The following is a 20,540-nucleotide window of genomic DNA, read 5'->3' on the forward strand; positions in this document are numbered from 1 at the left end:
GGTCTTGGTCACTATGAAGGTCGAGGCTGGCGCGGATTCCACCATCATGCGACGCTGAGTGTCGCAGCCTATGGCTTCCTGATGGCCGAACGACTCGTTGCGGTCAAGTCCGAAGGGAATAAAAAAAACTCCCTCGAACGCCAGATACCTCCGCTTCCCGCAGATTACATCCCCCGTGGCAGCCCAGCGCGCGCAGCGACACGTGACTAACTCAATCACCACACTGCGCCATCAACTTAGCTTCCACCTGATGCGCAGCCTTGGCATTTGCCCATGTTGCGCGTCCGGCTGATCGATCACATTTGTGACACAGTAAGATTAATGAGGGTGGGATCACCATGCGGTAGGCGCACCACGGGCTCCGCCGGATATGGTGCGATCGCCTGGAGTGCCGTCAGCATGGATCTCAGATCATTGGGACCATGTTCGCCGTCGATCAGCAGCCAATCGAACCCTGCGGTCGCGCACAATTCCGCCGCATAGGAATCGGCCAAGCCAAGCCATAGTCCGATCCGCGCGCCCGGCGATGCAATGGCGAGCCTGAAGGCGTTCTTGGGTGCCTGCATCACACGAACCTCACGGAGATCGACCCAAGCTGACCGTAGTCCGCGTGAATGCTGTCTCCCGAAGCGCAAGAGACCGGTCGCGTAAAAGAACCACCGAGCACGATTTCCCCAGCCTCCAGTGTTTCATCGTAAGCGGCGAGCTTGTTCGCGAGCCAGACGATCCCATTTGCGGGGTGCCCAAGTACGCCCGCGCCAAGACCTGTTTCCTCGATCACGCCGTTCTTGAACAGCAGTGCACCCGCCCAGCGCCAGTCGATAGCATCGGGCTTCATCGGGCGATTGCCGAGCACGATGCCGGCGTTCGCCGCGTTATCGGCAATGGTGTCGAGCACCTTTCTCGGCGCCTTGGTATCCCGGTCAAATTGCTCGATGCGAGCATCGATCAGTTCAAGGGCCGGCACCACATAGTCTGTGGCGCGAAGCACGTCGAAAATCGTGACGCCAGGCCCCTTGATGGGCTTCGCCAGGACGAAGGCGAACTCCATTTCGAAGCGTGGAACAATGAAGCGCTCCGCCTCGATCTCCGTGCCATCCCGGATAACCATGCTGTCCAGCAGTGTTCCGTAATCCGGCTCCGTGATCTGCGACGCAATCTGCATCGCGCGTGAGGTGAGGCCGATTTTGTGGCCAACCACTTGGCGACCGGCTGCCTTCTCCAGATCGATCCATTGCCTTTGGATTGCGTAACTGTCCTCGACCGTCATCTCAGGATGACGTCTGGAGAATTGCGCTACCTGCGCGCGCGCACGCTCTGCTTGCAGAAGCTCGTGCGCTAAGGCGGTATGAAGTGCCGAATCAAGCATTCTCTTGTCTCCACTGGCAGGGAGCATTCCCGCCTGCCTTGATTTGACGCAAGTATCGGCGGCACCCCCGCGCCAAACAATCAATGGATTCAGTGCAATCTTAAAGATTTAGTTGATAATGTATGGATGCCCCTGACTCGCATCACTCTTCGCCAACTGGAAGCGTTTGCCACCGTTGCGGACGCCCACAGCTTCAGCGCCGCCGGCGAGCGGCTCGGACTGACGGCCCAGGCCGTCAGCCAGTTGGTCGCTGAACTCGAGCAGACGTTGGAATTCCGACTGTTTGACCGCACGACGCGTCGCGTCAGCCTGAGCGCGGCCGGCCGGGATTACTTGTCGTCCGCTCAAACGGTCCTCCGACACGCGCAGGCGGCGGAGACGGCAGCACATGACGTGCGGAATCGTGCGGTCGGCATCGTGCGCGTTGGTGCGCCTCTCGTACTTGCATCGGCCGCACTTCCTGCTGCCGTACACGACTACAACCGCGAGCGATCTAGGGTCGTCATCCGGATCCGGGACATACCTGTGGACCACTTAGTGGACAGCGTAGCGTCGGGGGATGTCGACCTTGCCATTGGTCCGGATCGGGCCACGGGCGCTGACGTTGACGCGTTGCCGCTCTTCGAGAGCCCTTGGGTACTGTGGTGTTCACCCCAACATCCGCTCGCAAGTCGCTCGCGCATCCGGTGGGCCGACTTGAAGGATACGCCGCTCGTTGCTGCAGGACGCGACCACGAACTCAGCGTGGCACAGATGAGACTCACGACGCCAGAAGATGAGCGAGTCATCCCTGTGGATGTCGTGGACAATATCTCCACTGCGTTGGGCATTGCGGCGCAGGGTTCGGCCGCCACGCTGGCCCCCGCCTACGTGAGCGCATTGGCCACGGCGTTTGGCCTGGAAATGCGGAGGGTCGTCGAGCCTGAAACGGTTCGGAAGGTATGCCTCTACCGCCCTCTCGGTCGGGCACTATCTCCCGCAGCAGAGGGCTTCGCCGAGCATGTGGCCGCCTGGCTGCCACACTGGCCGAAGGAGAACTCCCTCGGTTGACCGTTTGATATTCGCGCCTGCGGTTGCGATGGCGGACGAACACTGACGGACGCTGGAGGCAGTTCCATCACTGAGATTGCTGTACATAGCAAGGACCCGCGTACGACTCAATAGCCTCCAATGGCAACCTCGCACCATCCCAGCTACCTTTGGCACCCAAACGCCCAAACGCCCAAACGCCCAAACGCCCAAACGCCCAAACGCCCAAACGCCCAAACGCCCAAACGCCCAAACGCCCAAACGCCCAAACGCCCAAACGCCCAAACGCACGTGTCGGAGTTCGGCCATCAACAGCCACTGCTCTTTTCGCCCTCAATGGCCAATCAGCGCCGCGTTCCGGCCGTTCGGCGCTCAAGGTAGACCCTCCCCGAGACACGAGGAATTGCCGGTTCTGACACATCGGTCGACGTCACCGGAAGCAATCGCAGCCTTTTGGGTAAGCGATAGACTCAAATTTTTCGCCACTTTACTGACAACTCCGCTTACCTAGCCGATCCCGTCTACCATTTAGACGAAGCGACTGACCGGTAGCGGAACGACCCAGAAGGGTCGGAAGTCGCTTCTGGCGCTGCAGAGTCCGGCCCCAAATGGCCAGCGGATCGAGACCGGCCAGAAGCGGCCTGTACCTCGCCATCAAGGCCTCTAGCTCACCAATGCCGGCTTCCAAGCTCGGAGGGACATCAATTTGGCCGGCCAAAGACGCCCCACTCCACCGAGCGGGGGCGTCTCCCTGTTTAATCCCTGTCAGCTTACCGGATTGCGTGCCATGACGATCCACGCCGCGCCGTTGATCATCACCGACCGCTCGCCGGGGAGGCCCGCGAAGGCGGCACGAACTGCGGCCGAGGCGCGGGCGCGGATGTCGTCGGGCTGATCAGCGAGCGCACGCGACAACGGGCCGACCTCGAGTGTCATCTTCACCGCGTCGTCGATCGCAGCGTCCCGCGTCCCGCCCTCGCCGAACGGGACGGAAGCGTCGAAGGGGGCGATAGCAATATCGGTGAAGCCGGCCGCCGTCAGGATGCGTGCCACGCGCCCCCGGTCGCCGAACGAAAACGGGCCGGGCGCTTCGGGATCGGGCAGCGCGCTCGGCGGGACGATGCCCTTGAGCGCGCCCATCGGCAGGCGCACCCAATCGTTCTCGGCCGCGCCGCGCCAGCAGACGAAAGCGACCCGCCCGCCGGGCCGGAGCGCGCGTCGCATGTGGACGAACGCCGCTATCGGATCGTCGAAGAACATCACCCCGAAACGCGAGAACAGGATGTCGAACGCGCCCTCGGGCAGCTCTGCGCTGCTGGCGTCGGCCACCTGAAACAGGGCCGGCGTATCCTGTTGCGCAAGCGCGCGCGCTCGGCCGATCAGCGGTTCGGATATGTCCACGCCCAGCACTTGGCCCCCTGCGCCGACGCGGGCTGCGAGAGCCAGACTCGACGCGCCCGCGCCGCAGCCGATGTCCAGCACGCGCTCACCCGTCGCGGGCGCGGCGGCTTCTATCGCGGCCTGGCCGAACACCGCCACCATAGCGTCGAGCCGGGCCTGGTTGGCGACCCAGCGCTCCCCGCTTTGACCATTCCAGTCACCGACCTGATCGGCACTTTGCTCTGCCATGTCATCTCCTTGACTCGACGATCCGTCCTTCACCGCGCTGATCTACGCCAACCTTTTCGAAGGCGACGACGCAACGGGAGAAAGGAATCTGTGCTCTCAAACAACCATCGACTGCTGGGCGAAGATACCCGCCATCGCGCCCTGCGATGATGCCTGGGTGACCGAGGGCAAGAAGGGCGTGGCGAGGTCGCCAGCGGCGTAGATGCCGGGGATGCTGGTTTGGCGGCGCTCGTCGACTTTGAGGACGATGCCAGTGGGCGTATCGACCGTGGCGAGGCCCAGTGATTCATGCAGGCTTGCGGACGGCTTGTTGCGCGGATGGGCGAACAGGACGTCGACCGCGACATTGCGGCGGGTATCGAGATTGACGGTGGTGATATGGCCCTTGTGATGGGCGATCTCGACGATCCGGCCATCGACGACAGGTATGTTGCGGCGCGCCAGATCGGCCTGGATATCGGCCGCAATGTCATGACCATCGGCGAAGACAGTCAACTTGTCAGTCCAATCGCGGAACAGCTTGGCAGACTGGTGCGACTGTGGGCCGGACCAGACGAGGCCCCAATGCTGGCCGGCGACTTCAAAGCCGTCGCAATAGGGGCAGGGCACGATGGACGTGCCCCAGCTTTCGGCAAAGCCCGGAACATCAGGCATCTGGTCGGCGACGCCATAGCTCAGGATGAGGCGGCGCGCCCTTAGGCTTTCGTGATCGTCAGTGACGACGCAGAAATCGTCGATGGCGCCAGACACGCTCTCGGCCCGAGCATTGACCAGCCTGATCGTTGGATAGCGCGCAAGCTGCTGCCGCGCTTGGACCAGGATGTCCAGCGGCGGCTTGTGATCGTGGCCGAGCAGGCCATGCGAGTGGCCGGCAAAGCGGTTGCGCGGCCGGCCGGTATCGAGAACGGTGACCTTGCGGCGGGCACGGCCGAGCTGCAGGGCGGCGGCGAGGCCGGCAAAGCTGCCGCCGATGATGATGACGTCATTCATGGTGAGGGGCTCCGTGTTGTGGATAGAGGGGTGGCTGGGCCTGGTGCGCAATAACGTCCGGAGATAAGCGCTTGAGACGGTCAGCGAGCAGGGCTTCGGCATTGGCGAGAAAGTTGCCCATGGCTATTGACCGGCCGGACAATGCCGCATTCGTTATCGCCGGGCGGCCCGGGGAAACCTGATTTGGACAACCGGTTGAAACCTACCCTTGGCTTGCGTATTTGCGATACTCCGTGGTATCGTAGTGCAAGAATTTAAATACTGTCAAGTACTGGAATTGTCGTGACCGAAAACAGCCAGGGCCGGCGCGGCCGACCCGCCAACGAGGCGCTTCGCCAAACGATAGTCGACACCGCCTGCGAACTCTTCGTGGAACTGGGTTTTCAAGCGACGACCATGGACAAGGTCGCCCAGCGGGCGAAGATATCCAAGCTAAGCATCTATCGGCACTTCGAGAACAAGGAGGCGCTGTTCAGCGCGGCCATGGTGGCCCGCTGCGAGCAGTTTGCACCGCAGGCCCTTTTCGAAGGCGTCGACGGTTCGGCCGAAGACCAACTCATGGCGGTGGGATCATCCCTGCTTCGCACGCTGTTGAGCCCGGACGTCCGCAGTGTCGAAGCCATGGTTTTGGCCGACAAGACGAATCAAAAGTCGTTAAGCAAGCTCCATTACGAAGCCGGGCCCGCCCATGTCATCGCCCAAATCGAGGCCGTGTTGCGTCAGTTGCACGCGAAAGCGATTCTGAACGTACCCGATGCTCTCCAGTCCGCCCGCTTGTTTGCCGCGCTTTTCAAAGGATCCGATCTCCTGCTTATTGCCCGCTTCGACGAGGCGAGAGCAGAGGACGACAACGAAATCGAATCCTATTGCCGGTCGGCCGTCGCCATGTTCATCGCCGCGCACGGTGGCATCTAAAGATGCCATCGCGGCCGATGAAGAACACGCAGCAGTTGCATACGCTGTTCGCACTGAGCAACCTATGGATGATGCGTGGACGACTGATGGGCGAGGCCATTGCATGAGCGCAAAAGCCGTCCGCGCGGGCAGGCAGAGGCCGCTTTACACACGATAGCGGCCGCTACTGCGGCCTAAGTGGAACGACGGAGAAGGGTCGGCTACTGCCTGTGGGTCGCGATCGCTTTACCCACTGAAAGGCCCTACGGATGCGCCGGGTGACTTTCGAATTGGGCACACGACTGCTCCCCGAAAGCCGTGACAGATCGGACGGACATTGAGGCGGCCCAGTAAGCGGTAGACCGCGACGATAACCGCTCGCCGACGCCACACGGGCTGGACTCGTCGGCTTCGGGGGCGCTGTCCAGCCACCCCTTCTCCTCATGACGCAGGGCAAGGCTTGTTCGAAGCCCATGCCGCGCAGTTGCGCCGCACCGCAGGACCGCGCGCCGCCGAAGTTGCAGACGGTCACCACGACGGCGGCGATTTCCGACGCGCGGGGGCGAGTTGATCGGCCGGGATGTCGACGGCGCCTTCGTCATGTCCCCCCGCAAGATCCTCCGGTGAACGAACGTCTATGATGGCAAGCGCCCTCCCCTGGCACGCCAGGTCTCGAAGGTGTCCCGGCTCTGCGAATGTGGTTGGATCGTGCAGATCGCTCATGGCAATGGTTGGTCTGAAGCTGAGAATGCAGGTCGATGCTCGCGCATGGAGAGCGCCACCACGACGCCAGAAAGCATCGTGAGCGCGGCAATGGCATAGATGGCCGCGGAAAACCCGAAGCGGTCCGCGATTAACCCCGCGCTCAAGGCACCAATCGCGTAGCCGAGGTCGCGCCAGAAGCGGTAGACGCTGAGCGATCGCGCGCGCCAGTTCGGATGCGAGGCGTCGGACACGGCGGCAATCAGGCTCGGATACACCATCGCCGTGCCCAGGCCGAGCAGCACGGCTGCCAACAGCCACCATGCGAATTGCCCGGTGGCCGCCGTCAGGAACAGGCCCAGCCCCTGTACCCACATGCCCCACACGATCAGCCCCTTGCGTCCCCACCGGTCACTGAGCGGACCCGTGACAATCTGGCCCACGCCCCAGACCACGGGATAGACCGCCTTCAGGATGCCGATGCGTTCGATGCCGAGGCCCAGCCCAGCAAAGAACAGCGGGAAGATACCCCAGCACATGCCGTCGTTGAGATTGTTGACAAGCCCGGCTTGCGATGCCGCGAACAGGTTGCGATCCCGGAACGACGTCAGCATGAAGACTTCGCGGAATGACAGTCGGTGCGCCGTGCTTGCTTGACCGCTCACTTCGACGCGCACGTGATGGCGCGTGTCGCGCACCACCAGGACCGACAGCAGGGTACCGGCCATGGCGTAGAACGCTCCGATGTAAATCGGCACCGGGCGCAACCCATACCGGCTGGCCAGATAACCCGTGAGGAATGCTGTCAGACCGACGGCCAGGTAGCCCGCGAATTCGTTCAACCCCACCGCCAGGCCGCGCCCCTTGGGCCCGACCAGATCGATCTTCATGATGACGGTCATCGACCAGGCGAAGCCCTGGCTCAGCCCCAACAAGACGTTGGCTGCGATGACCCATTCCCAGCTCGGCGCCGCAATGATCATGAACGGCACCGGCAGGCCAAGCAGCCAGCCAATGACCAGCACGCGCTTGCGTCCCCAGGAATCGGCGAGTTGGCCCGATACCAGGTTGGCGCAGGCCTTGACCAGGCCGAAGCTCACGATGAACGAGGTGATCAGCGTGGTGGACTGGATATGAAACGTTTCTGAGCCAATCAACGGCACCACTGTCCGCTCGATCCCGACCATACCGCCAACAAAGGCATTGATAAGGATAAGAAGCGAAAACTGGCGCCAGTTCTCGCGCAGGCCCAGACGGATGGCTGTGTCGACAGCTGCAGGGCCGGCCCGCATATCGTTCATGCTGGCTTTCTCGCCGATTGGCCTGCACCTGCCGGCGCCACCTGCTGATGCCCGGCATTGATGGCCCGGATGGTCCCGGCATCGGGCGGAGGCTGCGGAATGTCGGCGTCGGCGAACAGGACATACTCTGCGCCCGCCCTGTCAGCTAGCGCTTTTGCCGAGGAAAGATGATCTGCGTGCACATGAGTGTCGATGACGAACGCGATACGCATTCCTCCCGCTTGCGTAGCCTGGAGATACACCTCTGGCTCGCCGATCGGATCGACGATGGCGGCTACGCCCCGGCCACCGCAGCCAATCAGGTATGACGCCCCGACCGGCGTGTCATGGAGAAACTGTCTGAGAATCATGACTTGCGCCTCCGCTCGCTCCATGCAATCATTCAATCGAATTGATGAATGATTGTGCGAAACGCGTCGCGTGTCAATTCACTCGTCTAGTGAGGGTGGCCGCTGCGTATGAGTGGACTCCGCGAGGACTCGCCGGGACGGTGGCATACTCCGTGCCCCCCAATGCATCATCAGGAGGTGATATCCATGGCGCAGGTCGGGCCGAAACAGGCCGTCTACGCGAACCTGGCCGAAGTGGCGCAGGCCCTTGGTCATCCGCACAGGCTGGAACTGATCGAACACATCGCCCAAGGGCCTCGCAACGTCGAGGAGCTTGCGCAGGTGGCCGGTCTCACGTTCGCCAATACGTCGCGCCATCTGCAGATTCTGCGTCGGGCCCGACTCGTGAACACGGAGCGGCAAGGCAAGAACGTGCTCTACAGCCTCTCCGGCGAAAGCGAAGTGGTTAGCCTGCTCAAGGCGCTGGGTTGCACTGCCGAGCGCAACATGGCCGAGGTGCGGCAGGTCATGTCGGACTATTTTTTAGCACGCGATGAACTCGCGCCCGTGTCGCGGGAAGCCCTTGCGACGATGCTGGAAGCTGGCATGGTGACGCTGCTTGATGTCCGGCCAGAGCACGAATTCAACCTGGGCCATCTTCCCGGCGCCCTGAACATGCCGCTGGCGGATCTGGAGCGGCGTTTATTGGCGCTTCCAAAGGATCAGGAGATCGTTGCCTACTGTCGCGGACCGTACTGCGTACTGTCATTCGAGGCGGTCGCGGCGCTACGCAAAAAGGGCTACCGGGTGCGGCGACTCGAAGACGGCTATCCTGAGTGGAAAGCGGCGGGTTTTGAAGTGCACATGGGCGGCGAGTGAGATCCTGCATCGTCACGCCGCTCGACCCGGGTTTCTCCATGACCGAGCTTGTCCTCGACTCCGCATTGACATGCCCCCACTGCGGGCACGTGGAAACCGAGACGATGCCGCTCGACGTGTGCCAATGGTTCTACGAGTGCAATGGGTGCCATCGACTCCTGCGACCTAAACCTGGCGATTGCTGCGTCTACTGCTCCTACGGAACGGTTTGCTGCCCGCCCATTCAAGCAAACCGCGGGAGCAATTGCTGCGAGAGGCAGGATCGGTAAGGGCTCGTTATCGTGCCCTTTTGCCGTGGCCCGGAAACGCCAGCGGGCCACCTGATCGGCAATAAGAGCTTAGCTGCTACCCTCGACTCACCCACGCGGCACATCTTATGCGCCTCGGTAAACGGAATCTTCCAACGACTTCCACAAGTCTTGCATAGTGGGGTTCGTGTTGGATATTGCACGATAGGACCGAATCTCCAGTTGGGCACTCCACTCGTCGCCGCCGGCGCGGACAAGTCGGCCTGCGTCGATCTCCTCGCTGACGGCGCTGAACGGAAGCCAGGCAACCCCGTATCCCTCGACAACCATTTTCATCAGCAACATCGCCATGTCTGTTTCGTAGCAGGCGCGGAAATGGTAGGAGGTATCAACGCTATTCAGGATCACGTCGACCACCCGTCCCATAAAGGTAGTCGCCGTGTAAGCGAGGTATGGCAGAGGGGCAGTTGCGGAGCCAGGCAGTGCAAACGTTGGTGCGCCACGACCGTTCGGCGCAGAAACGGGGATAAACGCTTCATGTCCCAAGGTCAGGCTCACAAATTTGTCCTCGTCCAGTTGCATGGGGACTAGCGGATGGTGGTACCCAATCATCAGATCGCAACTGCCCTCGGCAAGGGCGATGACGGCGTCATGAACATTGGCTGCGACGACGCGGGCGTTGAAATCCCCGGAACGCTGGTGAAACTGCTTCAGCCATTTCGGCAGGAAGGTCAGTGAGAGCGTGTGCCCGGCGGTGATCTGGATCGAGCGTCCAGGCATCCTGGCCTCCTGCCGCAGCGCTGAGCGAACCTCGGTCAGTGCGCCAACCGACTCCTTGCTCTGCTCGCAAAACCGCCGGCCCGCGGCGGTCAGTTCGACCGGATAGGTTCCACGGTCGACCAGTTCGACCCCGACCCAGTCTTCGAGCGATTTGACCCGGCGAGACAGCGCCGACTGGGTGACGAATCGCAATTCGGCCGCGCGGGAAAAGCTTTTGGTCTGCTCGATCGCCAAGAGGTCTTCTATCCACTTCAGTTGCAATTGTGACGCTCCTCGTGCCGCGCAGCACATCCGGTGTTGCCGCTACGGTAAACCCGACCATTGCCTGCATTACGCGCAAAAAAGGGACTTTCACCCCGCTTTATAGTGGCTTAATAGTATTTCATGCGACGCTTTATAAAAATATTCCGATATGGAATAGTTTGAGTGTACATCCTCATCACCTCGGTTTCCTTGCGCTCCTAGAATCCGGTTGCGCCAATCAGGCGCACTGATGAGGAACGCGATGAGCAAGCAAGAGATTTTCAAGGGGACGCGACGCGAGCACGATTTGCTGGGCTACCGCGAGGTGCCGGCAAACGCGTACTACGGCATCCATACCCTGCGGGCGCTAGAAAATTTCCCGATTTCTGGCGACCCGATTTCGAAGTATCCCGAACTGATTGTCGCCCTGGTCGACATCAAGGAGGCAGCCGCACTCACGAACCGGGACCTCGGCCTGCTGGATGACGCGCGCTGCCAGGCCATCGTGGAGGCCTGCAAGACGATCCGCACAGGCCAGCACGCTGAACAGTTTGCGGTGGATCTCATCCAGGGTGGCGCCGGGACCTCGACGAACATGAACGCCAACGAGGTCGTCTGCAACAAGGCGCTGGAACTGCTCGGTCACCAGCGTGGGGAGTACGAGGTTCTGCACCCCAACGAACACGTCAACATGAGTCAATCGACCAATGACGTCTACCCGACCGCCTTGAAGGTTGCGACTTATCGCAGTGCGCTCCGCCTGCTGGACCAGATGTCGCTCCTGGAAGCCTCGTTCGAACGCAAGGCGACAGAATTCCGCACCATGCTGAAAGTCGGCCGTACGCAGTTGCAAGATGCCGTGCCGATGACGCTTGGCCAGGAATTCGCCACGTACGCGGTCATGCTCAACGAAGATCGCCAACGACTGGCCGAGGCGCTCCCACTGATCAGCGAGATCAACCTCGGCGCGACCGCGATTGGTACCGGCATCAATGCCCACCCGGAGTATGCAGTCCGCGTTTGTCAGCACCTCTGCTCCATCAGCGGTCTGCCGTTGCATACGGCCCCCTACCTGATCGAGGCGACGCAGGACTGCGGCGCGTTCGTGCAATTGTCGGGTGTTCTCAAGCGCATCGCCGTCAAGCTTTCCAAGGTGTGCAACGACTTGCGCCTGCTGTCGAGCGGCCCCCGCTCGGGATTCGGCGAAATCAACCTGCCTCCCGTCCAGGCCGGATCGAGCATCATGCCGGGCAAGGTCAATCCCGTGATTCCGGAAGTCGTGAACCAGGTGGCCTTCGAAGTCATTGGCAACGACATGACCATCACGATGGCCGCCGAGGCCGGCCAGCTGCAGCTCAACGCCTTCGAGCCGGTTATTGCCTATTCGCTGTTCCGCAGCATCAGCCACCTGACTCAGGCATGCGCCACGCTGGATGAAAAGTGCGTGCGTGGCATTACGGCAAATCCCGAGCATATGCGCGAGATGCTGGACCGCTCGATCGTCCTGGTGACCGCGTTGAATCCCTACATCGGCTACGCCAATTCAACGGAAGTTGCACGGGAAGCCCTGGAAACCGGACGCAAGGTGGCGGACATCGTTCTCGAACGCGGACTTCTCTCGGCAGCAGCGCTGGCGGAGATCCTGCGACCCGAGGTCCTGACTGCGCCACGTGCACCGGTTGCACTCAACCAATAAGGCATCAGGAATCGTCAGAATTCCTGGCAACACCATCAGCAGGTGGAGGAAACAGTGAATACAAAAAAATTGACCACGCAAATCGTGGTAGCAATGGTGGCGGGCATCGCCGTCGGCTGGCTATGCCATCACCTGGCGAAAGACGCCCAGGCGGCCAAGGAGATTGCTGGTTACTTCGGTATCGTGACCGACATCTTCCTGCGCATGATCAAGATGATCATTGCCCCCCTGGTTTTCGCCACCCTCGTTGGCGGCTTGGCCAGCATGGCAGATGGCGGCGCAGTAGGCCGGATCGGCCTGAAGGCCATGATCTGGTTTGTCTCGGCCTCGGCCATCTCGCTGGCGCTCGGCATGCTGTTGGTCAATCTGTTCCAGCCCGGTGCCAACCTGAACCTGGCATTGCCTGACGTGGGTGCGGCCACCAACCTGAAGACGGGGGATTTCAGCCTCAAGGGATTCTTCACCCATGTGTTCCCGAAGAGCATCTTCGAGGCCATGGCCAACAACGAGATTCTGCAGATTCTCGTGTTCTCCCTCTTCTTTGGCGCGGCACTTGCGTTTGTGAAAGGCGGCGGCAAGTCCACCATCGCCAGCGGCATCGAAGAACTGACAAAGGTAATGTTCCGCATTACCGACTACGTGATGCGTTTCGCCCCCGTAGGCGTTTTTGCCGCCATGGCAGCATCCATTACGGTAGAGGGCATCGGCGTACTGGCCAGCTACGGCAAGCTGGTGGGCGAGTTCTATCTCGGCCTCGCCATCCTGTGGGCCATCCTATTTGGCATTGGGTTCCTGTTCCTGGGCCGCAGCACCGGCAAGCTCGCGAGCCTGATCCGTGAGCCGATCCTGCTGGCATTCTCGACGGCCAGCAGCGAGTCCGCCTATCCGAAGACCATCACGGCGCTCGAGCGGTTTGGCGTATCCAAGCGCGTCTCGAGCTTCGTCCTGCCGCTGGGCTATTCGTTCAACCTGGACGGTTCGATGATGTACCAGGCCTTTGCGGTGATGTTCATTGCGCAGGCATACAACATCGAGCTGACGCTGATGCAGCAGTTGACGATTCTGCTGGTCCTGATGGTGACCAGCAAGGGGATGGCCGGGGTCGCACGCGCGTCACTGGTGGTCGTGGCCGCTACGCTTCCCATGTTCAATCTGCCCGAGGCCGGCCTGCTGCTGATTATCGGCATCGACCAATTCTTCGACATGGGCCGCACGGCTACCAACGTCGTCGGTAACAGCGTTGCTACCGCCGTAGTGGCCAAGCTGGAAAACGAGATTTCGCCAATACTCGATGAGGCACTGGTGCCAGGTGAAGCGCACGGTACTTACACCGCGCAACGCACCCCTGGTACGTCAGCCGGCTAAACTTTCACAGGGACACAAAGGGGGCAGGATCGCCTTCTGCCTCCGGCAACCATCGCTATCTCACAAGCATGCAACAGCTCACGTTCGGAATCATCGGCGGGCTCGGCGCACTGGCCGGCGCTGACCTCTTTCTCAAGCTGGTCAAGAGCCGCGCAGTCATGGCCGATCAGGGCCGGTACCACTTCCTGTTCGAGCAGCATCCGTTTCGCGATGTAGCGACGCCACTGACGCGCGATGCGAGCATGACAAGCCGCAAGCTCTACGTTTTCAAGACTTGCCAGTCCTTCGAAAGCAGAAAGGTCGATGCGGTGCTCATGCCTTGCTTTGCGTCCCACACCTTCCGTGAAGAGCTTCAGGCGGAGCTGTCGGTGCGCCTCGTCAATATGCTCGATGCGTTGGCGCCGACGCTGAATGACGCCGTACCTCGTGGTGGAAAAATTGGCGTTCTTGCTTCGGATTTCGTCCGTCAGTCGCGGCTATTCGATGATGCCTTCGGCCGTGAATTTGAGATTGTGTATCCCTCCGACGCAACGCAGGCCAGCTTGATGGACGCTATATATGGTCCTGGGGGTATCAGGTCCGGCAATACGGAAGGTCTCGCCCTGGAGCGGATTTGCCAGGCCTGCCAGGAACTGCTCGAACTTGGCGCGGAGCTGATTGTCCCTGGCATGACCGAACTCTCCCTCGTGGCTGCCGCCGTGCAGCGGCGCGGCATCGCGTTCGTCGACGTGAACCAGGCCTATGCAGACTATGCCACAGCCCTGGCGGATGGGCAGGTCAATCTCGCGTTCAAGCTGGGCATCGTCGGTGGCGTCGGGCCTGCTGCCACGGTCGACTTCATGGGGAAAGTCGTAAAGAACACCACCGCGGCGAAGGATCAGGACCATATCAAGATGGTCGTTGAGCAAAACCCTCAAATACCGGACCGTACGGCAAACCTCCTGTACCAGGAGGCCGACCCGACGGTTGCCCTCTTCGCAACGTGCAAGCGGCTGGAGTCCGAAGGCGCGAACGCGATTGCGATTCCATGCAATACGGCGCACGCATATGTCGAGCGTATTCAGCCCCACCTCTCCATACCGATCGTCAATATGCTGACGGAGACGGTCCGGCATATCGTCGACAAGTATGGCAAAGGCGCGAAGGTTGGCCTGCTTGCAACATCAGGCACCGTGGAAAGTCGCGTCTATCATGAAGCCGCCGCTGGCCACCTGGAACTCATCACGCCAGCGCCAGAGTTCCAGCAGATGCTCATGGAAGCCATCTACGGCGCTGAAGGCGTCAAGGCTGGGTATACACAAGGCCATTGCGCTGAACTGCTGCGCGCTGCCATCGCTCACCTGCAAGGCAAAGGCGCCAGCGTGCAGATTCTCGGCTGTACCGAACTCCCGTTGATCTTTGCTCAAACGGATCAATTTGAGGTTGGAAGCGCGCAGACCGTCTCTCTGGTCGACCCGACGGACGTGCTCGCAAAGCGGTGCGTCCAGCTTGCACGATCTGCCTGATCGTACCTGCCATCGTGAAGATCCGGGTTGAGTGAACGCAATGCCACGGTCGTCGGACATTCATCCCACCGTTCAGGTTGACTGGCGGCGATTCATGGTTTTGATCCTGCCGCGATGAATCATCTTCACTGGCGCCACTTCGGCATCGACCCCGCGGTAACCGAGGTCAACGATGACAGTGTGGGGTCTGGGCGATCCGGGTAGGTCCTGCAGCAGGATGGTGGTCTGCTCCAGTTGGGCGAGCAGCGTGTGGCCGTCATAGGGATTGCCAGGGAAGCACCCTGATCGGCGGTGATCGCCAGGCTTACCTTCACACCGAACTGCTGACGGGCCTTGCCCTTGGCGACACACTCTACCTCAGGAGCGTGCAGGGCGACCACCGCGCGCTGGACAATCTTGTCTTCCAGCGCCGTGACGCCTAACGGACGCTGCCTTCCGTCTGCCTTTGGAATGAACTGCCGCCTTACCGGCATCGCTCTGTAGCTGCCGCGATGAATTCGTCGATGTAGGTCTTGAAGTTTGACCTCCAACTCTGCATCGTAGTCATGCCACGTCACCCATCGATGCCGGGTGCGGCACGGCGCTTGAGCGCCAGAAACGCTTCCCTCAGCAGGTCCACCGTGACATGGTGCAGCAGCGATGTGAACTTCTCCTTCTTCCCCTGCCTTGCAGCGTGCCGTACACGTTCCGGCCCCTGTGACACGCTACCGCGGCTCTGTGTCCGTCGCGTGCGTGGTTGGCCCGTGTTCCCCTTGGTCCTCGCCCTTGGCTCCACCCACTCCGTAGCCGGCATGCCGGCCTTGTTCGCAGGCTTCGTCGCTACTATTGCGAGGTCTGACTTCTCCAACCCGTGCATCATCGGCTTCGGCTCCTCGCCTTCCCGACACGGGCCGGCGGACCGATGTGGTCCCGGCGGTCAGGTTGGAGATCTCCTGGTTCCCGCGCAAGGAGCGTGCGTACATGCCAGGTTCTACGACCACGCCGGACTCCCGCGTCGCTTGCGATGACGCGCAGCAGGATGTTGCCTTCCACGTACTGGAACGTGTCGGCATCCGAGACAAGAACGATATCGTGGCTCAATGGCTGGCCTGCACGTACCCCTACCGACGCTTCGCTGACCTCCTCACGGATGCCCGGGCACGGCTCGCGGCCAATGCGGATCGCTAATCCTTCATTGCAGTGGACTTGCACCACCTACTCCTTGCCGGTCTTCCCGGCGCACCCAGTACACGTTCTCCGCCCAGCGCTCACACACCGACTCATCGCTTTCGTTGTAGGCGTGTTTAAGGTACAGCAGCCCGACCATCAGCCGGATCGGCAGGCGAGGCCGGCCAGCGGCACTGACGCCGGCACCGGCCACTGCCAGCGTCGGACCAAACAAGTCCTCGCCGACCACAGTGCGTCCATCCTTCCCCTTGCGCGCAAGAACCGGCGCCAGGGCAGCCTCAATGTTGTTCCATGGCATCCGGGTCGCCAGCACTGCGAGCGGATGCCGCAGATCAATCATCCCGTCCAAGCGGCTGCGAAAGAAGTCCGGTGTGCTCATCAGCAAGGCCCTCAAATCTCCCAGGATTTGAATCAGATTCCTATTCGATCTGGGAGTTCGGCACGCAGCACAATTCTTCCGAAGCCTTGCTGCGCCTTACCCTTCAGCATTCTGCAGGCCTGACTAATGATGATGGTTGCACACGGATTTTGGCATTGGATCGCCTTTGCGGTTATGGTGCTGGTGCTGCTTTATCCCATTGGCCGGATTCCGATGCGAATCGGCTTCTCGCCGTTCTGGGCGATTCTGGCCTTTGCACCGATCTTGAACCTGATTGGGCTTTGGCTGCTCGCCTTCATCGAATGGCCAAGGCACGGCTCCAAACGATCTGAATAGAGTGTGAAGACAAGGCCTGCGAGCACTGCCAGGGAACCGGAACTGGTTGGGAACCTTGAGATATTGGCCGGCAATTAAAACTCGAATCCGTCGTACCGCATACCTGCTGCAACAACCCTGGTCGTCAACGGGATCCATCGAGCTTGACGCAAGTCAACCTGGGAAAAAAGCCCATTTCTAAACTACAGAGGGGCTGACGCGCGGATGGACGCCTACGTACGACGAGTTTGTCAACCAGGGAAATGCGACGGATCTAACATTTTCTGACATCAAGGATTCGCGTGGAAGACCCACGCGACCCGCCAGGGCCGTTCGTCCTCAGGTCGTCCAGATTACAAGAATCTTCGATCGTGGGACGTCAGTCCTGATTCCCGGTTGGCACCCCGCCTCGTTAGAGGCGCGACGATCGCGCCGTCCGGTAGCGCTCTATACGCCACAATTGGCGGGGCTAACGGAAACAGGAGAAAGACGGTCATGGAATCCAATAGCTGGAGGTACGCGGGATGCCTCATCATGGTGGCGCTTTTTATGATGCCATCGCACCTGCTCGCACAGTCTCGTTTGGAGCGGGATGGCGTGGTGCTTTACTGGGGCCTTCTGCCCGCAGCCATCGTCGCGCAAAGGCATGCGCTTGAAGAGATGCACGGGACCGTCCCTTCGGGGGGGCGACTTCAGCATCTGGTAGTGGCCCTATTTCGCGCCGATGGCTCTCGCATTGGCGACGCCATCGTGCGCGCACAACTCAGCGAAACAGGCATCGTCGACTCTCCGCCGAAATATCTGACGCCGATGACCATTAATGGAGAAGCGTCCTACGGACAGATCTTCACGACGGTGCTGAGGGGAACGGCTCACTTCCGCATTTACGTAAAGCTTCCGAGACGCGATTTGGACATTGAATTCGCAATATCGGCCTCGCCGCAATAAACTGGGGGCGGATCATGCTTCAATTTTCAATCCGTTCATACCGACCACCAAAGTTTCTCTGATTAATCCAGAACGGAGCCCCCAGTGAAGCGGAAAATTCTGAGGTACGGCATTGCCGTGATAGGGATGATAGCGCTGGCGATAGGGACGGCGCTGTATCTTGGGCAGCGCACCAAGCAGCCGAAAGGCCTGCTAGACGGCAATGGTCAGGTTCGCGGCACGGAGGTAACAGTTAGCGCGAAGATCGGTGGTGTCGCTGATGTCGTCGCCATTCGAGAGGGCCAGATCTTAAAAACCGGCGATCTTATTATCTCCATTTCGGCACGCGACCTTGAGGCGCGCCTGGATCAAGCTCGGGCGCAGGCGGCGGGGGCCCAGGCCCTCATCGCGGAACTTGACGCGCAGCTCAAGGCATTCGATGTCATGTCGGAGCAAGCGAAGGCCAGTGAGATTGTCACTGCGGGTACATCCACACATGAAATCCATCGGCTATCGGAGGCTCTTGCCAGGACGAGAGCAGAAATAGTGGCGGCCGAAGTTCAGTTCAATCAGGATCGTAGGACGTACGAGCGGTTTGAGAAACTCCTTGCTCAAGGATTCATCAGCAAGAATTACTTCGACGAGCTGGCGGCTCGCTATCGCGCCTCGGAGGCCAGACTGGTCGCTGCGCGACAGGCTCGTGACGAAGCACAGGCGGCGCTCGAAAAAGGGCGCGCCGTCTCCGGAGAAGTGGCCATTAAGCGATTGGACGTGCGGCGCATTGCGGCCGAGCAAGAGCGCGTTAGTGCAGCGCGCTTGACGGCGGCGCTTCAGGTCGATGCGGCACGGGCGCGTGTGGCCGAGCTGGACGCCCAACTGGCCGATACACGGATCCTGGCGCCTGTGGAGGCCACAGTGATGGCCAAGCTTGTCGAACCTGGGGAACTAGTTGCCGCGGGCCGCCCTCTCGCCACGCTGGTCAATCTTTCAGATCTGTATGTGCGGGTTTACATTCCCGAGCGCGAGGTGGGAAGGATCCGCCTTGGTAACCCGGCACGTATCTTTGCCGATGCGTTTCGGAACCGGGCATTCCCCGGCAAAGTCATTGAGGTCGCGCAGCAGGCCGAGTTCACCCCAAAGGATGTACATATGAAGGATGAACGGGAAAAACTGGTCTTCGGCGTCAAGGTCGCAATCGAGAATCCGGACGGGCTGCTTAAACCAGGCATGTTCGCGGACGTTAAGATCAAGGTAGACCAGGATGCGGCTTGGTGAGACCCATACCGAAGCGAGAACCGGCCTGACAATAGTGACTCCGGCTGTCACCATTCACTCGGTGTCACGGCGCTTTGGAAAGCGGATTGCCATCGACGATTTGACGCTCGACATCCCCAAAGGGGAACTGTTAGGCATAGTCGGCGCTGACGGCGCTGGCAAGACTACCCTGCTGCAGATGATCTGCGCGATTCTGGACCCAAACGAGGGTCGCGTTACAGTTGCCGGATTCGATACCGTCCGCCATGCGGCGAACATCCATGCGACACTGGGCTATGTCCCGCAGTCCTACTCCTTGTATGGCGAACTGACCGTTGCCGAAAATTTGGCATTTTTCGCCGAAATCCGTGGCGTTCCCGGCCTGGAATTTGCGCATCGGCGCGAGCTCTTACTTCACTTCTCTGGCCTTGCCCAATTTCTCGATCGTCGCACCAAATCACTCTCCGGAGGCATGCAAAAAAAGCTCGCCGTCTGCTGCGCCCTTCTACACGAGCCAGATATCCTCGTACTGGATGAACCGACACTCGGCGTCGATCCCATCTCACGGCGAGATCTATGGACGATGCTCTTCGACGCCCACGCCAACGGCAAGACTATTATCTGCGCGACTTCATATATGGACGAGGCGGCGCGCTGCGATCGTGTTGCGGTACTGTCTGGCGGCCGGCTCCTTGCATGTCAGAAGCCAGAGCACTTCGGAATAGACTTTGAAGAGAGCGTAAAGCACCTTCTTTCGCCAAGCGTCTCGATTCCGCAGACACCTGTCTTCTCACCGCGCGAAGTCATTGGTGAGGCAATCCGCGTCGCCGAACTGACGCGACGGTTCGGCGCTTTTACCGCGGTCGATCATATCAGCTTCACCGTTGCCACGGGCGAGGTCTTTGGCCTGCTCGGGCCCAACGGTTCGGGAAAAAGCACGACAATCAAGATGCTCACTGGGATCTTGCCAGCTTCAACGGGAAGCATGGAGGTGGCGGGCATAGACGTGGCTACGCGACCGGGCGCGGTAAAGGGGCGGATTGGATACATGTCGCAGCGCTTCTCGCTCTATACCGACCTGACGGTGGACGAGAACATTGAATTCTTCGGCACCGTCTACGGCTTGGCCGCTCCAGTGCTTGCCGAGCGGCGGAACTGGGTTTTGGAACTTGCCGGCTTGGCAGGGCAAGAGCGCAAGCTAGTGAAGACACTTTCCGGTGCGATTAAGCAGCGGCTGGCGCTTGGTTGCGCGGTACTTCATCGGCCAGACGTACTGTTCCTCGACGAGCCAACATCAGGGGTTGACCCCGTCTCGCGGGCCGCATTCTGGAGGTTGATCGCGGAGATCGCCGGTGTCGGCACCGCGGTGCTGGTGACCACGCACTACATCCGCGAGGCCGAGCACTGCGACCGTGTAGCCTTTATCGACCGTGGACGCCTCTTGGCAACTGACGCCCCCGCAGCGCTGCGGAAGCGTTACGGGGGTGTGAAACTCGAGGACGTATTCATGGCCCTAATCAGAGAAACTAGTTAGATTTG

The 20,540-nt window shown here is 60.6% G+C and carries 18 protein-coding genes and 5 pseudogenes; 14 read left to right on the plus strand and 9 right to left on the minus strand.

Going from position 1 to position 20,540, the window contains the following annotated elements; genetic code table 11:
• Window positions 1-210, plus strand: a pseudogene (locus K309_RS40400) (IS701 family transposase); the annotation flags it as partial.
• Between the two features lie 110 nt (window positions 211-320).
• Here the strand turns inward: K309_RS40400 and K309_RS40405 are convergent.
• Both K309_RS40405 and hpaH read right to left on the minus strand, forming a co-directional pair.
• A pseudogene (locus K309_RS40405) lies at window positions 321-566 on the minus strand (aldolase/citrate lyase family protein); the annotation flags it as partial.
• Window positions 566-1,369 (minus strand): 2-oxo-hept-4-ene-1,7-dioate hydratase, encoded by an 804-nt coding sequence (gene hpaH / locus K309_RS0126565; protein WP_029049204.1) that lies wholly within the window; start codon window positions 1,367-1,369, stop codon window positions 566-568. The gene hpaH and the pseudogene K309_RS40405, both read right to left, overlap by 1 nt.
• A 126-nt stretch (window positions 1,370-1,495) precedes the next feature.
• Between hpaH and K309_RS0126570 the strand changes: the two genes are divergently transcribed.
• Window positions 1,496-2,419 (plus strand): LysR family transcriptional regulator, encoded by a 924-nt coding sequence (locus K309_RS0126570; protein WP_029049205.1) that lies wholly within the window; start codon window positions 1,496-1,498, stop codon window positions 2,417-2,419.
• Between the two features lie 744 nt (window positions 2,420-3,163).
• Here the strand turns inward: K309_RS0126570 and K309_RS0126575 are convergent.
• Complete coding sequence (locus K309_RS0126575) at window positions 3,164-4,027, minus strand: class I SAM-dependent methyltransferase (RefSeq protein WP_029049206.1); 864 nt, start codon at window positions 4,025-4,027, stop codon at window positions 3,164-3,166.
• Between the two features lie 96 nt (window positions 4,028-4,123).
• Window positions 4,124-5,017, minus strand: coding sequence for an NAD(P)/FAD-dependent oxidoreductase (locus tag K309_RS0126580; protein WP_029049207.1), 894 nt, complete (start codon window positions 5,015-5,017; stop codon window positions 4,124-4,126).
• Between the two features lie 282 nt (window positions 5,018-5,299).
• On the opposite strand from K309_RS0126580, the gene K309_RS0126585 reads away from it, so the two are divergent.
• Window positions 5,300-5,932, plus strand: coding sequence for a TetR/AcrR family transcriptional regulator (locus tag K309_RS0126585; protein WP_013958643.1), 633 nt, complete (start codon window positions 5,300-5,302; stop codon window positions 5,930-5,932).
• Window positions 5,920-6,039, plus strand: a pseudogene (locus K309_RS41960) (IS5/IS1182 family transposase); the annotation flags it as partial. The gene K309_RS0126585 and the pseudogene K309_RS41960, both read left to right, overlap by 13 nt.
• A gap of 591 nt (window positions 6,040-6,630) precedes the next feature.
• Here the strand turns inward: K309_RS41960 and K309_RS37560 are convergent.
• The gene (locus K309_RS37560; RefSeq protein WP_369796517.1) at window positions 6,631-7,914 is read right to left on the minus strand and encodes an MFS transporter; all 1,284 of its coding nucleotides are present in this window, start codon (window positions 7,912-7,914) and stop codon (window positions 6,631-6,633) included.
• Window positions 7,911-8,264: an MBL fold metallo-hydrolase gene (locus K309_RS37565; protein ID WP_084402561.1), complete on the minus strand. Its 354-nt coding sequence runs from the start codon at window positions 8,262-8,264 to the stop codon at window positions 7,911-7,913. Before K309_RS37565 ends, K309_RS37560 begins: the two co-directional genes overlap by 4 nt.
• A 186-nt stretch (window positions 8,265-8,450) precedes the next feature.
• Here K309_RS37565 and K309_RS0126605 point away from each other — a divergent pair, with 186 nt between their 5' ends.
• Together K309_RS0126605 and K309_RS43135 are read left to right on the plus strand one after the other, a co-directional pair.
• Window positions 8,451-9,122 carry an ArsR/SmtB family transcription factor gene (locus K309_RS0126605; RefSeq protein ID WP_029049209.1) on the plus strand — a complete coding sequence of 224 codons (672 nt, stop codon included), beginning with the start codon at window positions 8,451-8,453 and terminating at the stop codon, window positions 9,120-9,122.
• Between the two features lie 38 nt (window positions 9,123-9,160).
• Window positions 9,161-9,391, plus strand: a complete 231-nt coding sequence (locus K309_RS43135) for a GDCCVxC domain-containing (seleno)protein (RefSeq protein WP_084402562.1) — start codon at window positions 9,161-9,163, stop codon at window positions 9,389-9,391.
• 105 nt (window positions 9,392-9,496) lie between these two features.
• Here K309_RS43135 and K309_RS0126610 read toward each other — a convergent pair whose 3' ends face one another.
• Window positions 9,497-10,411 carry a LysR substrate-binding domain-containing protein gene (locus tag K309_RS0126610; RefSeq protein ID WP_029049210.1) on the minus strand — a complete coding sequence of 305 codons (915 nt, stop codon included), beginning with the start codon at window positions 10,409-10,411 and terminating at the stop codon, window positions 9,497-9,499.
• Between the two features lie 244 nt (window positions 10,412-10,655).
• Between K309_RS0126610 and aspA the strand changes: the two genes are divergently transcribed.
• The 3 genes from aspA (at window position 10,656) to cuyB (ending at window position 14,959) form a co-directional block, all read left to right on the plus strand.
• Window positions 10,656-12,089: an aspartate ammonia-lyase gene (gene aspA / locus K309_RS0126615; protein WP_035878435.1), complete on the plus strand. Its 1,434-nt coding sequence runs from the start codon at window positions 10,656-10,658 to the stop codon at window positions 12,087-12,089.
• 54 nt (window positions 12,090-12,143) lie between these two features.
• The gene (locus tag K309_RS0126620; protein WP_029049212.1) at window positions 12,144-13,454 is read left to right on the plus strand and encodes a dicarboxylate/amino acid:cation symporter; all 1,311 of its coding nucleotides are present in this window, start codon (window positions 12,144-12,146) and stop codon (window positions 13,452-13,454) included.
• Window positions 13,455-13,522: 68 nt separating this feature from the next.
• Window positions 13,523-14,959 carry a cysteate racemase gene (cuyB, locus tag K309_RS0126625; RefSeq protein ID WP_029049213.1) on the plus strand — a complete coding sequence of 479 codons (1,437 nt, stop codon included), beginning with the start codon at window positions 13,523-13,525 and terminating at the stop codon, window positions 14,957-14,959.
• Window positions 14,960-15,040: 81 nt separating this feature from the next.
• Here the strand turns inward: cuyB and K309_RS44330 are convergent.
• Window positions 15,041-15,333: pseudogene (locus tag K309_RS44330) on the minus strand (IS5/IS1182 family transposase); the annotation flags it as partial.
• A gap of 586 nt (window positions 15,334-15,919) precedes the next feature.
• Here K309_RS44330 and K309_RS41965 point away from each other — a divergent pair.
• Window positions 15,920-16,126 carry a hypothetical protein gene (locus K309_RS41965; RefSeq protein WP_156914456.1) on the plus strand — a complete coding sequence of 69 codons (207 nt, stop codon included), beginning with the start codon at window positions 15,920-15,922 and terminating at the stop codon, window positions 16,124-16,126.
• Window positions 16,127-16,181: 55 nt separating this feature from the next.
• Here K309_RS41965 and K309_RS37575 read toward each other — a convergent pair.
• Window positions 16,182-16,505 (minus strand): annotated as a pseudogene (locus tag K309_RS37575) (transposase); the annotation flags it as partial.
• A gap of 126 nt (window positions 16,506-16,631) precedes the next feature.
• On the opposite strand from K309_RS37575, the gene K309_RS0126645 reads away from it, so the two are divergent.
• The 4 genes from K309_RS0126645 to K309_RS0126660 all read left to right on the plus strand — a co-directional run bounded on the left by K309_RS0126645 (window position 16,632) and on the right by K309_RS0126660 (window position 20,535).
• Window positions 16,632-16,841: a hypothetical protein gene (locus tag K309_RS0126645; protein WP_156914457.1), complete on the plus strand. Its 210-nt coding sequence runs from the start codon at window positions 16,632-16,634 to the stop codon at window positions 16,839-16,841.
• A 474-nt stretch (window positions 16,842-17,315) separates the two neighbouring features.
• Window positions 17,316-17,768 (plus strand): hypothetical protein, encoded by a 453-nt coding sequence (locus K309_RS0126650; RefSeq protein ID WP_035878436.1) that lies wholly within the window; start codon window positions 17,316-17,318, stop codon window positions 17,766-17,768.
• A gap of 84 nt (window positions 17,769-17,852) precedes the next feature.
• The gene (locus K309_RS0126655; protein WP_029049217.1) at window positions 17,853-19,022 is read left to right on the plus strand and encodes an HlyD family secretion protein; all 1,170 of its coding nucleotides are present in this window, start codon (window positions 17,853-17,855) and stop codon (window positions 19,020-19,022) included.
• Window positions 19,009-20,535, plus strand: a complete 1,527-nt coding sequence (locus tag K309_RS0126660) for an ATP-binding cassette domain-containing protein (RefSeq protein WP_051320625.1) — start codon at window positions 19,009-19,011, stop codon at window positions 20,533-20,535. The genes K309_RS0126655 and K309_RS0126660 overlap by 14 nt, the downstream gene beginning before the upstream one ends.
• Window positions 20,536-20,540 lie beyond the last annotated feature (5 nt).

Source organism: Cupriavidus phytohabitans (assembly GCF_000426345.1).
Classification (GTDB): Bacteria; Pseudomonadota; Gammaproteobacteria; order Burkholderiales; family Burkholderiaceae; genus Cupriavidus.